At 62.4% G+C, this 12704-nt stretch carries 12 protein-coding genes, 1 tRNA gene and 1 pseudogene; 9 read left to right on the top strand and 5 right to left on the bottom strand.

Annotated elements, in window-relative coordinates; genetic code table 11:
* Positions 1 to 12: 12 nt before the first annotated feature.
* Positions 13 to 255, top strand: a complete 243-nt coding sequence (gene tusA / locus G7009_RS10035; protein WP_181129840.1) for a sulfurtransferase TusA — start codon at positions 13 to 15, stop codon at positions 253 to 255.
* 60 nt (positions 256 to 315) lie between these two features.
* Positions 316 to 1458, top strand: coding sequence for a 4-phosphoerythronate dehydrogenase PdxB (gene pdxB, locus G7009_RS10030; protein ID WP_181129839.1), 1143 nt, complete (start codon positions 316 to 318; stop codon positions 1456 to 1458).
* Positions 1459 to 1535: 77 nt separating this feature from the next.
* Here pdxB and G7009_RS10025 read toward each other — a convergent pair whose 3' ends face one another.
* A complete protein-coding gene (locus G7009_RS10025) occupies positions 1536 to 1706 on the bottom strand; it encodes a PA1571 family protein (RefSeq protein WP_181129838.1) in 171 nt (56 codons plus the stop codon).
* Positions 1707 to 1960: 254 nt separating this feature from the next.
* On the opposite strand from G7009_RS10025, the gene G7009_RS10020 reads away from it, so the two are divergent.
* From G7009_RS10020 to mqo, 4 genes and pseudogenes are all read left to right on the top strand, one after another.
* On the top strand, positions 1961 to 3724 hold the full coding sequence (locus G7009_RS10020) for an ABC transporter transmembrane domain-containing protein (RefSeq protein ID WP_181129837.1): 1764 nt from the start codon (positions 1961 to 1963) through the stop codon (positions 3722 to 3724).
* 236 nt (positions 3725 to 3960) lie between these two features.
* Positions 3961 to 4644: pseudogene (locus G7009_RS28195) on the top strand (methyl-accepting chemotaxis protein); the annotation flags it as partial.
* Positions 4645 to 4809: 165 nt separating this feature from the next.
* Positions 4810 to 5577 carry a methyl-accepting chemotaxis protein gene (locus G7009_RS28190; RefSeq protein ID WP_375139548.1) on the top strand — a complete coding sequence of 256 codons (768 nt, stop codon included), beginning with the start codon at positions 4810 to 4812 and terminating at the stop codon, positions 5575 to 5577.
* 349 nt (positions 5578 to 5926) lie between these two features.
* Positions 5927 to 7519: a malate dehydrogenase (quinone) gene (gene mqo / locus G7009_RS10010; protein ID WP_181129835.1), complete on the top strand. Its 1593-nt coding sequence runs from the start codon at positions 5927 to 5929 to the stop codon at positions 7517 to 7519.
* 91 nt (positions 7520 to 7610) lie between these two features.
* Here mqo and G7009_RS10005 read toward each other — a convergent pair.
* Positions 7611 to 7687, bottom strand: a tRNA-Pro gene (locus G7009_RS10005).
* A gap of 59 nt (positions 7688 to 7746) precedes the next feature.
* Positions 7747 to 7968, bottom strand: coding sequence for a YgdI/YgdR family lipoprotein (locus tag G7009_RS10000; protein ID WP_181129834.1), 222 nt, complete (start codon positions 7966 to 7968; stop codon positions 7747 to 7749).
* Between the two features lie 196 nt (positions 7969 to 8164).
* Between G7009_RS10000 and moaB the strand changes: the two genes are divergently transcribed.
* The 3 genes from moaB (at position 8165) to yegS (ending at position 10940) form a co-directional block, all read left to right on the top strand.
* On the top strand, positions 8165 to 8704 hold the full coding sequence (gene moaB, locus G7009_RS09995; protein ID WP_181129833.1) for a molybdenum cofactor biosynthesis protein B: 540 nt from the start codon (positions 8165 to 8167) through the stop codon (positions 8702 to 8704).
* A 22-nt stretch (positions 8705 to 8726) separates the two neighbouring features.
* Complete coding sequence (locus G7009_RS09990) at positions 8727 to 9914, top strand: molybdopterin molybdotransferase MoeA (protein WP_258197906.1); 1188 nt, start codon at positions 8727 to 8729, stop codon at positions 9912 to 9914.
* 144 nt (positions 9915 to 10058) lie between these two features.
* Positions 10059 to 10940 (top strand): lipid kinase YegS, encoded by an 882-nt coding sequence (gene yegS, locus G7009_RS09985; RefSeq protein WP_181129831.1) that lies wholly within the window; start codon positions 10059 to 10061, stop codon positions 10938 to 10940.
* On the opposite strand, the gene G7009_RS09980 is transcribed toward yegS, so the two are convergent.
* Together G7009_RS09980 and G7009_RS09975 are read right to left on the bottom strand one after the other, a co-directional pair.
* A complete protein-coding gene (locus G7009_RS09980) occupies positions 10924 to 11583 on the bottom strand; it encodes a response regulator (protein WP_181129830.1) in 660 nt (219 codons plus the stop codon). The genes yegS and G7009_RS09980 overlap by 17 nt on opposite strands.
* Positions 11584 to 12166: 583 nt before the next feature.
* Positions 12167 to 12595 (bottom strand): histidine kinase, encoded by a 429-nt coding sequence (locus tag G7009_RS09975; protein ID WP_181129829.1) that lies wholly within the window; start codon positions 12593 to 12595, stop codon positions 12167 to 12169.
* Positions 12596 to 12704: the final 109 nt, after the last annotated feature.

The raw sequence follows: 12704 nt of genomic DNA, 5'->3' as shown, positions 1-12704 counted from the left end.
GCGGAGTCTTCCATGACTGATTTCACCCCTGACGCCATTCTCGATGCCTCCGGCCTCAATTGCCCGGAGCCTGTGATGATGCTTCATCAACATGTCCGTGACCTGGCGGCGGGCGGTCTGCTCAAGGTGATCGCCACCGATCCCTCGACCCGTCGCGACATTCCCAAGTTCTGTGTCTTTCTTGGCCATGAGCTGGTGCAGCAGCAGGAACAGGCCGGCACCTATCTGTACTGGATCCGCAAGAAGCACGACTGAGCATCGCTGGAACACCCCGGCGGGAGGGCCTACACTGCGTTCCCCTGAAAGGAGAGCGCCATGCTGATTGTTGCCGACGAGAATATACCGCTGCTCGATGCCTTCTTTGCCGGTTTTGGCGAGATCCGTCGCTATCCGGGACGTTCCATCGACGCGGATTGCGTCAGGGATGCCGATGTCTTGCTGGTCCGCTCGGTGACGCGCGTCGACCGGCAACTGCTCGAGGGAAGCCGAGTACGCTTCGTCGGTACCTGCACCATTGGCACCGATCATCTGGACCTTGGCTACTTCGCCCAGGCCGGAATCCACTGGAGCAGCGCGCCGGGGTGCAACGCTCGCGGCGTCGTCGACTACGTGCTGGGTAGCCTCCTGACGTTGGCCGAGCTGGATGGTGTGGCGCTGCCGGAGCGGACCTACGGGGTGATCGGCGCAGGCCAGGTCGGCGGTCGCCTGGTGCGGGTGCTGCAGGGTCTCGGCTGGAAGGTGCTGGTCTGCGATCCGCAGCGCCAGGCCGAGGAGGGCGGCGACTTCGTCAGCCTGGAACAGGTGCTGGCGCAATGTGATGTGATCAGCCTGCATACCCCGTTGGAGCGTGACGGTGCCTATCCTACCTGGCACTTGCTGGGGCGGAGCGAACTGGCGCGGCTACGATCGGGGGCGTGGTTGATCAATGCCAGCCGTGGGCCGGTGGTCGACAACGCGGCGTTGCGTGAGGTACTGCTCGAGCGCGAGGATCTTCATGCGGTGCTGGATGTCTGGGAAGGCGAGCCGCAGGTGGATCTCGATCTGGCCGACCTGTGCACCCTGGCGACGCCGCATATCGCCGGTTACAGCCTCGATGGCCGCCAGCGCGGCACCGCGCAGATCTACCAGGCCCTGTGCCGTTGGCGCGGTGAGGCGGAACAGGTGCGCCTGGCCGACCTGCTGCCGCGCCAGCGTCTGGCGCAGATCGACCTGGACAGCGCCGCCGAGCCTGCCTGGGCGCTGGCGACACTGTGCCGGGCCGTGTACGACCCGCGCCGGGACGATGCCGATTTTCGCCGCAGCCTGAGCAACGATCCGGGTCAGCAGCGCGCCGCCTTCGACCTTCTGCGCAAGCACTATCCGGCCCGCCGTGAAATCGAAGGATTGACGGTGCGGCTACGCGGTGAGGCGCCGCAATTGGCGCAGGTGGTCAAGGCCGTGGGTGGCGTGCTGGTCTGAGCAGGCCAATCCTGTCCCTCGCTGGATCGCAGGCAACAAAAACCCGGCGCGAGCGCCGGGTCGAAAGGATTCTTGGTTCAGTCTTTGCGGGGCTCGCTACGGCTGCGTTCCAGACGTTCGCAAGCTTCTTGGATCATTTGCTCGGTAATCGGCACTTCCTGGCCCTGGGCATCGATGATCGAGCCGCAGACTTGCGAGTGCGCATGGTTCGTGGTGTGTTGTGTGTCGCTGCTATGCTGCAAGCTCATTCCTGTCTCCTCATCAGGTGGCCAACTTAAAGGTAGACTACTGCCGTGACTGGCCTGTGACAGTATTTGCCGGGGCCTCATGGCAGGCCTCAGTCCACCAGAAATCGCGATAAAGCTCCAGTGGCACTTTAGAATTAAAGGCTATAGGCCGCTATCCAGATCGCTGTTACCCCTTCACGGAGCCCATCGCGCGGCGGGGAGTTCCCCGGAAGCGGACGAGTGGTAGTCTTAAGTCTTTCTGTCGGTGCTTCCCAATGCCTGATCCTGTTTCGTCCCGTCAGCGCCGCGCCTTGCGGCTGGGTCTGCATTTCATACGGCCTTATCGTCGCCAGGTGGTGCTGGCCTTGCTGGCACTGGTGGTCACGGCCGCTATCACGCTGTCCATGGGACAGGGCATCCGGCTGCTGGTGGACCAGGGTTTCATGACCCGCTCGCCTCACTTGCTCAACCAGTCCATAGGGCTGTTCATGCTATTGGTCCTGGCGCTTGCGGTCGGGACGTTCAGCCGCTTCTATCTGGTTTCATGGATTGGCGAGCGCTGCGTCGCGGACATCCGTCGAGCGGTCTTCGAACACCTGATCGACCTGCATCCGGGGTTTTTCGAGGATAACCGCAGCTCCGAGATCCAATCGCGGCTGACCACCGACACCACGTTGCTGCAATCGGTGATCGGCTCGTCGCTGTCGCTGTTTCTGCGCAATGCGCTGATGGTGATCGGTGGGGTGGTGCTGTTGTTCATCACCAATCCCAAGCTCACCAGTATCGTGGTATTGGCCCTGCCGCTGGTGCTGGCGCCTATCCTGCTGTTCGGTCGACGGGTGCGCAGTCTGTCGCGACAGAGCCAGGATCGGATCGCCGATGTCGGCAGTTACGTCGCCGAGACCTTCGGGCAGATCAAGACCGTGCAGGCCTATAACCATCAGGAGCGCGACCGGACCCTGTTCGCCGAGACGGTCGAGGCGGCGTTCGATGTGGCGCGGCGACGGATCTTCCAGCGTGCCTGGTTGATTACCTTGGTGATCGTCCTGGTGCTCGGCGCGGTGGCGGTCATGCTCTGGGTCGGCGGCATGGACGTGATGGCCGGACGCATTTCCGGTGGCGAACTGGCGGCATTCGTCTTCTACAGCCTGATCGTCGGTAGCGCGTTCGGCACCCTTAGTGAAGTGATAGGCGAACTGCAGCGCGCCGCCGGTGCAGCCGAACGGATCGCCGAGCTGTTGGCGGCGCGCAGTGACATCCTGCCCCCGGACCAGGATGCAACCTCTACGATCATTCGCGCTCGGGGTCGGATCGAGCTGCAGGGGCTACGTTTCGCCTACCCCTCACGGCCCACCATCGCTGCCCTAGATAACCTGACCCTGACCGTCGAGCCGGGTCAGACGCTGGCGCTGGTAGGTCCTTCGGGTGCGGGGAAATCCACGCTGTTCGACTTGCTCCTGCGTTTCTATGACCCGCAGCAGGGGCGCATCCTGCTCGATGGACAAGCTGTCACCGGGCTCGAACCGACAGTGCTGCGCCGCCAGTTCGCGCTCGTGGCACAAAACCCTGCGCTGTTTCGCGACACGGTCGAGGCCAATATTCGCTACGGCCGGCCCGACGCGACCCAGGCACAGGTGGAAGCTGCCGCGCGCAGCGCCCATGCCGATACCTTCATCAAGGAATTGCCCCAGGGTTACCAGACGCTTCTGGGAGAAGGAGGCATCGGTCTTTCGGGTGGGCAGCGGCAACGCCTGGCCATTGCTCGAGCGCTGTTGGTAGATGCTCCCATCCTGCTGCTCGACGAAGCCACCAGCGCGCTCGATGCGCAAAGCGAGCACCTGATCCAGCAAGCCTTGCCCGGACTCATGGCCGGCCGTACGACCCTGGTCATCGCGCACCGACTGGCCACGGTGCAGCATGCCGATCGAATTGCCGTCATCGACCAGGGGCGGCTTGTGGCGGTCGGCACTCATCGAGAACTCCTGGAACGAAGCCCGCTCTACGCCCGTCTGGCGTCCTTGCAGTTCGCCTCGACCTGAACCCAGGGCGGTACGGGCACAGGTTGGCCTTGCCAGGCGGGGCTGCAAGGCAACTCCCGGTAGGCGCTGACTTGTAACATTTCTGTAGCAATTGCTTGAGAGTATCTGCCTTCGCCGTCATCGATCGATGACGGCCTCTGGCCTGAAATGGCCAGTAGCGAACGAGGACAGGGACGTCTTTGCCTGACCGGTGCCTGCAACGGCGCCGATCCTTCTTCCTTGTTCCGAGATCCGCAATGCTGCGTAAATCCCTCAGAGTGCAACTTCTTACCCTGCTTGGCGGCAGTCTGGCAGCGATGCTGCTGATCGCCCTGGTGTGCTTCCAGTTTCTTTCTTCCAGCGTGCAGGGGTATGCCCGGCTGGTGGAAGGTCCATTGCAGGCCTCGCAACTGATCGACGAAGCCAATCTGCAGTTCAAGATCCAGGTGCAGGAGTGGAAGAACGTGCTGTTGCGGGGCCGCGAGCCTGCCGAACGGGACAAGTACTGGTCGCAGTTCCAGGCACGGGAACGCCAGGTCCAGCACCTGCTTGGGGAGTTGATCGACAGCAGCGACGGCGATCTCAAGGCGCGACTGCAGCAACTCGGTGTCAGCCATCGACAGCTCGGTCAGGCCTACGAACGAGGTCGTCAGGCCTTCATCGCGGCGGGTGGCGATGCAATGGCTGGCGATCTGGCCGTCAAAGGGGTGGATCGCGCCGCGAGCGAGCAGATGAGTGACCTGGTCGAGCACTTGCGCGCTGATGCGCGGCAACAGGCGGCGGCCATCAATGAAGGGGCGCGGCGCACGGTTTGGCTAGGTCTGCTGGTGATGCTGGCGTCGGCATTGCTGGTCGGTCTGTTCAGCCTGTGGTTGGTCAACCGCAGCCTGATCGAGCCCATTCGCGAGCTGATCGATTACGTCGCTCAACTTAGCCGAGGGCGGTTCGAGGCGCGGGTGGTCAGTCGTCGCCAGGACGAATTGGGTCGGCTGGCACTGGCTGCCAACACCTTGCGCGATTTTCTTGCCGAAACCATCGGCCGCTTGCAGGGCAACGCCGTGGAACTGGAAACTGCCAGCGGCCAATTGCGTACCTTGGCTGGTGGCATGGCGCAAGGGACCCAGGACCAGTTCCAGCGCACCGATCAGGTGGCCACGGCCATGCACGAGATGTCCGCCACCGCGCAGGAAGTCGCTCGGCATGCCGCCGAAGCGGCGCGGGCAGCCGATGAGGCGGATCAGAGCGCCCAGTCGGGCGAGCAGGTGATGCAGGCGACCATCGACATCATCGGCGTGGTCAATCGCGAAATCGCCGGGACGGCCGCGGTGATTCGCCATCTGGAGAACGACAGCACACGTATCGGCAAGGTGCTCGAAGTGATCCGTGGCATCGCCGAGCAGACCAATCTGCTGGCCCTCAACGCGGCTATCGAAGCCGCACGGGCCGGCGAGGCGGGCCGTGGCTTCGCCGTGGTCGCGGACGAGGTGCGCAGCCTGGCCCAGCGGACAGCCGCATCGATCGCTGAAATCCATCAGATCATCGAAGCCGTGCAGTCCGGGGCGCTGGAGGCAGTCAAGGCCATCGAAAGTGGCCAGCAGCGTAGCGAGGAGGGCGCCGAACAGGTCCAGCAGGCCGGGCACATGCTGCAGCGCATCACGCTGTCGGTCGAAGCGATCCGTGACATGAATCGCCAGATCGCCACGGCGGCGGAAGAGCAGACCAGCGTGGCCGAGGACATTTCGCGCAACTTGATCGAGATCACCCGCATTGCCACGGCCAACCAGGAAGCCGTGCAACACACCGAACAGGCGGGCCACCGCCTGCATGGCCTGTCGGGGCAGCTAGCGGAAGTCACCTCGCGTTTGAAGGCCTGATCGCCTCGGGGAAATCCGCCACATTTCCTGCGATCTCTTTGTAGGATGTGGCGGATTGTCGCCATGAAAACCCGCCAATATGGGGTGCGACGACTCGTCCTAGCTATTGGGCGTTGGTCGATCCAAAGTTGGCATGCCTCGTGCTTAAAGGCGCCTGGGCCAAGACCCGTGGCAAGCATTCCCTGACTTATCGGAAAACACCAGCCGTCGGCCACTGATCGTCCCCGCAGGCAAGCGCTTGCAGGGGAGTTCGGCATTGAGCCGTGGCCGCGCGAGGCAGAACAACAATCCGGGCGTGCAGAGAGGGCAATGGTCCTTGCCAATTACTTAACTCAAATTGGATGTAGTTATGAAAAAGATCCTGCTGGCGCTCCTCTGCCTGAGCGTCATCGGTTGCTCCAAGCCGGGTAGCGCGGACAAGACCGTCGATGTGCTGCTGATCGGTGGCGGCATCATGAGCGCAAACCTGGGAACCTACCTGACCGAACTGGAGCCGAACTGGTCCATCGATGTCTACGAGCGCATGGATCAGGTCGCCGAAGAGAGCTCCAATGCCTGGAACAATGCCGGTACCGGCCACTCGGCTTTCTGCGAGCTGAACTACACCAGCGAAGGGGCCGATGGCACGATCAATATCAGCAAGGCCGTGGGCGTCAACGAGCAGTTCGAGATTTCCAAGCAGTTCTGGGCCTACCAGATCGAGCAGGGCGTGCTGAGCAACCCGAAATCCTTCATCAACAACGTTGCGCACATGAGCTTCGTCTGGGGTGACAAGAACGTCGCCTTCCTCAAGAAGCGTCATGAAGCCTTGCAGCACAGTTCGCTGTTCCGTGGCATGGAGTATTCCGAAGACCCTGCGCAGATCGGCAAGTGGGTACCGCTGGTGATGGAAAACCGCACCGGCGACCAGAAGATTGCCGCGACGCGCATGCCGATCGGTACCGACGTCAATTTCGGCGAGATCACGCGTCAGTTGTTCGCTTCGATGACCCGCAACCCGAACGTCAAGGTGCACTTGCGCCATGAAGTGCGCGACATCGTGCGCAACGATGACAACACCTGGAACGTGGTGGTGGCCGACCTGGCCAACGCTGGCAAGGAAACCAGCATCAATGCCAAGTTCGTGTTCATCGGCGCCGGTGGCGGCGCGCTGAAACTGCTGCAGAAATCCGGGATTTCGGAAGCCGATGGCTATGCAGGCTTCCCGGTCGGAGGCCAGTTCCTGATGACCGACAATCCGCAAGTCGTCGCTCGCCACCAGGCCAAGCTGTACGGCATGGCTTCGGTAGGCGCGCCACCGATGTCCGTTCCGCACCTGGACACTCGCATCATCGATGGCAAGCCGGTGTTGCTGTTTGGCCCTTTCGCGACCTTCTCCACCAAGTACCTGAAGAATGGTTCGCTGCTGGACATGTTCGCTTCGCTGACCACTCATAACGTGATGCCGATGGTCCATGCGGGTATCGATAACATCGACCTGAGCACCTACCTGATGGGTCAGTTGATGCTCAGCTTCGACGACCGCATGCATGCCCTGCGCGAGTACTTCCCGAACGCGAAGAACGAAGACTGGAAACTGCTGCAGGCGGGCCAGCGCGTCCAGATCATCAAGAAGGATCCGGAGCACGGCGGCATCCTGCAGTTCGGTACCGAAGTCGTCGCTTCCCAGGACGGCACCATCGCAGCCCTGCTGGGCGCGTCGCCAGGTGCATCGACCGCCGCGCCAATCATGCTGACCGTGCTGGAGAAGACCTTCAAGGACCGCATTCAGACGCCGGAGTGGCAGGCCAAGCTCAAGGAAATCGTGCCGACCTACGGTCAAAAGCTGAACAACGATCTTGAGCTGACTAACAAGACCCGTGAATGGAGCAGCTCGCGTCTGCAACTACTGTACGTGCCGGTGCTGCCGGAAAGCACTGCCGAGTCGGCGGCCGCGCTCTAAGCGATGCGGCGCAGGCGTCCCCGGTGGGGGCGCCTTGTTCCAGACAGCAAAAAGCCCGCGCTGAGCGGGCTTTTTGCTGCGAGCGATAATCTGGTCGGAGAGACAGGATTCGAACCTGCGGCCTTCTCGTCCCGAACGAGACGCGCTACCTGGCTGCGCTACACTCCGATAAGGAAAATCTTGCTCCGCTGCTTTTCATGCCTGCAAGCCCCGGATGGGACGCTGGATCACAACTCCTTGACGGTGCGGATCTGATCCTTGTTGACTCGCGAGCGCTTGCCATCGAGCTGTTCGAATTCGTAGAAGCCCGAGTCCTCATCGTAGGACGGGGTATCCACCGCCTGGATCTCGCGACCGTCGTTCAGGGTGATGACGGTGGGCGATGCACAGCCGGCGAGAGCGCCAATGCCCAAGGCGAGTACGAAGGCAGGAAGGGTCCGTGTGATCATCATGTTTCTCCAGTGTGAAGGTGTTGGATGACGTTATGACGCGGTACGTCAGTGCAAGTTCCTCGGGAAGTGAAGCACAGTGCCGGAATCTCGACGTTGATCCGGCGCAGCATCCAGAGGCTCGGCCGAGGGAGGAACGGGCTGTGATATAACAATGGCCATTTCTCTTTTCCTGTAATGCATTCAAGGGCCTTTCATGAAAGCCAAGGCAGATACACCTTTCATCGCGCTGAACATCGCCGTGCTGACGGTCAGCGATACGCGGACGTCAGAGACCGACACCTCGGGCCAGACCTTCGTCGATCGCCTCACCGAGGCAGGGCACAATCTGGCCGATCGCGTGCTGCTCAAGGACGATCTGTACAAGATTCGCGCCCAGGTAGCTACCTGGATCGCCGATGAACGAGTACAGGTCGTATTGATTACCGGAGGCACCGGCTTTACCGGTCGTGACAGCACTCCCGAGGCGGTGGCCTGCCTGCTCGACAAGCAGGTCGACGGCTTTGGCGAACTGTTCCGGCAGATCTCACTGGCCGACATCGGCACCTCCACCGTTCAGTCGCGTGCCCTGGCCGGGTTGGCCAACGGCACCCTGGTGTGCTGCCTGCCGGGGTCGACCAACGCGGTGCGCACGGGCTGGGACGGTATTCTCGCCGAACAGCTCGATGCCCGGCATCGCCCCTGCAACTTCGTGCCGCACCTCAAACAGGCCGCTCCTTGTGAAAGCCGTGGGTGAGGCAGGCGCGAACCGGCCATTGATGCCGGTCGAACAGGCTGTCGAGCGTTTGCTGGCATTGGCCGAAGCCTCGCCGATCAGGGAAACCGAACGTGTGCCTCTGGCCGACGCCGATGGCCGCGTGCTGGCCACCGGGCTGGTCGCCAGTCTTGACCTGCCGCCCTGGCCGAACAGTGCGATGGATGGCTATGCCTTGCGCGTGGCGGACTGGCAAGGCCAGCCGCTGTCGGTCAGCCAGCGCATCTTCGCCGGGCATGCGCCCACCCCTCTGGAGCCAGGCACCTGCGCGCGCATCTTCACCGGAGCGCCTTTGCCCGAGGGTGCCGATTGCGTCGAAATGCAGGAGAACACCGACGTCCTGGACGATGGCCGGGTGGTCTTTCGCGAGCCCTTGGCAGTCAATCGCAATGTCAGGCCGCAGGGTCAGGAAACCCGTGCCGGTGAGCTGGTGCTGGCCGCGGGCACGCGGTTGGGGCCGATAGAACTCGGTCTGGCCGCCACCCTTGGCGTTGCCGAGCTCGATGTCGTCAGACGCGTGCGCGTAGCTGTGTTGTCGACCGGCGACGAGCTGGTCGAGCCAGGCCAGCCGTTGGGGCCCGGGCAAATCTACAACAGCAACCGGCGCCTGCTGGCCAGTTGGCTACAGCGCCTGGGTTGCGAAGTACGGGACGTCGGCATCATCGTCGATGATCTGGACACGACCCGCGCTTGCCTGGCCGGACTGGGCGATGTCGATCTCATCCTGTCCACGGGCGGGGTGTCGGTGGGCGAGGCGGACTACCTGGGCATCGCGTTACGCGAGGCAGGCGAGCTGTCGTTGTGGAAGCTGGCGATCAAGCCAGGCAAGCCACTGACTTTCGGTCATTTCCGTGGTGTTCCGGTCATCGGCCTGCCGGGTAATCCGGCGTCCACCCTGGTCACGTTCGGCCTGCTGACCCGTCCCTATCTGTTGCGGCGTCAGGGCGTGGCGGAGGTTTCGCCGCTGCAGTTCAGCGTTCCGGCAGGCTTCGACTGGCCCAGGGCGGGTACCCGTCGCGAGTATCTGCGCGCACGTTTGGAAGAGGGGCAAGCGCATATCTACAAGAACCAGAGCTCGGGCGTCCTGCGTAGCGCCGCCTGGGCGGAGGGGCTGGTCGAGGTCCGCGAAGGCGCCACCCCGCAGCGGGGTGATAGCGTCGTGTTCATTCCGCTGAGCGAACTGCTTGGCTGACCGTCCGCGTCGCCTCGCTGACAGGAGCGGCGCGGTGTATCGAGACGGCATCTGTGATCTTTTCCATCCTCGCCAGGGTAGGCTTGCAGCATTTCGCCGCTCGCCGTGGTCGAGATTCGGGTGGTTCATTTTCGGAGTGGCATGATGCACGAGCGCAAGGCAATGCTGGTCCTGCACGGCAAGCAGGCCCTGAACGAAGAAGTGCGTAGCGCAGTGGGTGCAATGCGCGAGCGTGGATGGACTTTGGATGTACGTCTGACCTGGGAAGCCGGCGACGCCCAGCGCCTCGTGGCCGAAGCTCTGGCGGCGGGCTACAGCCATGTGGTGGCTGGAGGCGGGGACGGGACCCTGCGCGACGTGGCCGAGGCCATGGCGGGCGCAACTGCCAGCCTCGCCTTGCTGCCGCTGGGCACCGCCAATGACTTTGCCAAGGCCGCGGGTGTGCCCCTGGAGCCTGATGCCGCGCTGGCGCTGCTCGAGCACATGCCTCGGGCGGTCGATCTCGGCCAGGTGGGCGATCAGGTGTTCCTGAACATGGCAACTGGTGGATTCGGCAGTCAGGTGACCGCGAATACCTCGGAGGACCTGAAAAAAGTGCTGGGCGCCGCCGCGTACCTCATCACCGGGCTGACCCGCTTCAGCGAGCTCCAGGCCGCCTCGGTGGAGCTGCACGGGCCTGACTTCGACTGGCAGGGCAATATCCTTGCGCTGGGCATCGGCAACGGCCGGCAGGCGGGGGGCGGGCATGAGCTGTGCCCGGAGGCGGTCATCGATGACGGCTTGCTGGATATCAGCATCTTGCCGGCACCCCAGGAGGTGGTGGGGGCCTTGCGTGAGCTGATGTCCGGGGAAGGGCTCTACATTCGCAAGCGGCTGCCGTGGGTAGAGATCACCAGTTCCCAGGGCCTGGACATCAATCTCGACGGCGAACCGCTGAAAGGCCAGAGCTTGCGTTTCGAGGCCCGGCCTGCGGCACTGAAGCTGCACCTGCCGGCAGATTCACCCCTGCTCAGTCATCCAGGCTGATGATCTTTTCGCGCACGGCAAACAGGGCCAGGCCCGCCACATCGTGGATCTGCAAGCGTTTCATGATTTGCGAGCGGTGGGTTTCCACGGTCTTGATGCTCAAGCCCAGCCCATTGGCGATTTCACGGGTCGACTTGCCGCGCGCGATCAGCCGCAGGATCTCCAACTGGCGCACCGTCAGCTTGCTGCGCGCGGCGCTATCCTGCCTGCCAATGCGTATACCGAGCAGGGCCCTGTCTATGACGATATGGGCGATCGCCGGGCTGAGGTAGCGTTCACCGTTGCGCAGGGCTGCCAACGCCTGTCTCAGCTCGGTAGCGGTGGTGTCCTTGAGCAGGTAGCCGTGGGCACCGCTTTCCAGCGAGCGCATGATCAGGTCCGGGTCGTCGTGCATCGACAGAATCAATACTTTGCAGCAACAGCCATTGGCGCGCAGCTGAACCAGCGCATCGAGACCGCTCGTGCAGCCCAGCGAGACATTCAGTAGAACGATATCCGGCACCAGTTGTTCCACCAGGTTGACGAGCCGGTGGCTGTCCGGAGCTTCGCCCACGACCAGGTAATCTGGGATGTCGGCAACCAAGGCGCGAACTCCCGCGCGAATCAACAAGTGTTCGTCCACCAGAAGCAATCTACAAGTCATGATGACTAGGGTTCCTGGCGCCTTCGAGCAGGCAGGTATTCAATGCGAACAGACGGATGGCAGTTGGCATCTGCCTTGAATTGCATGCCCGAGCCGTGGAACGTAAGTGCCAGTGCGCGAAGACTACCGCTGCCAGGCCTTGGGACATATCGGACCCGGGAGGCGAGAGGCGGGTCGTGCCAAGAGGCGGGGAAGTCTTGAAACTTGAATGCATTGTGCAAGCCGGGCTGAACTTGAATATAGCGCATGCGATACGACCGCCATCAACCAATGGCTGCCTGTTTCACAAAGAGTGGAGGGTGCGCATCTTATCACTTCATGAAGATTTGGTCTCGCATGCGTGGACTGCCAACCTCGGGAGGCTTTGTAGAGCAGGACAGGGGAGGATGGCGGGGCAAGGATAGCGTAGTGCTACTAATTATTGTCCGGGACAATAACCTGAACAACTGCGCGGCAAACTTCAAGCGCTGGCCAAGGATAGCGGATTTCATTGAGCGGCGATAAAACGCGACTTTCCCGGCACTGGGAAAGTTTGTCGTGCCGCTTGGTGGAAGTGAACAGCCACACTACTTGGGTGGTGAGCTCAGGGCGAGAGGCGTGCCTGTGAGCGGGGCAGGTCGAGAGCGACGGCCAACTCGTCCAGCAGCATGTCCTGTTCATGGGTATCCAGATCTAGACAGCCCGTGCGCGGATCGACCAGCTCGAGCTGCCAGGCCAGAAGCGTCAGGCAGGCCTCGAGCAATGGCAAGGCACGGCCATGCAATCTAAGACGGTTGCAGGCAGTCCCGAGCAAACCTTGAAGACGGCTGGTGTAGCTGGCCACTTCCACCAGCCCGTGCGCGCGCGCGCGAAGGCCGAGGTTGTCGAGCGTTTCGACAAGGCATTGGCAGGCATCGGGATCATTCTCGATCAGCACCAAGTGCTGGACACATTCTTGGCAACGGCTCAGCAGGCCTTGTGTGTCGTTCAGGAACGCCTGGAGGACATTGCCTGGGAGAGTGGTACCCGGCATCAGGAAACTCCGACCAGAAAGAACAAGGATGTGGTGTGCCCCAATGAAACTGTCGCAAGCAAGGGCCCGACTCCGTCATGCGTTGAGAGGGCGCCACCTTAATGGCTAA

The sequence above is a fragment of the Pseudomonas capeferrum genome, from assembly GCF_013523055.1.
Lineage (GTDB): Bacteria > Pseudomonadota > Gammaproteobacteria > Pseudomonadales > Pseudomonadaceae > Aquipseudomonas > Aquipseudomonas capeferrum_A.
Note: the sequence above shows the minus strand (reverse complement) of the source record. Positions and strands in the feature narration are given on the sequence as shown.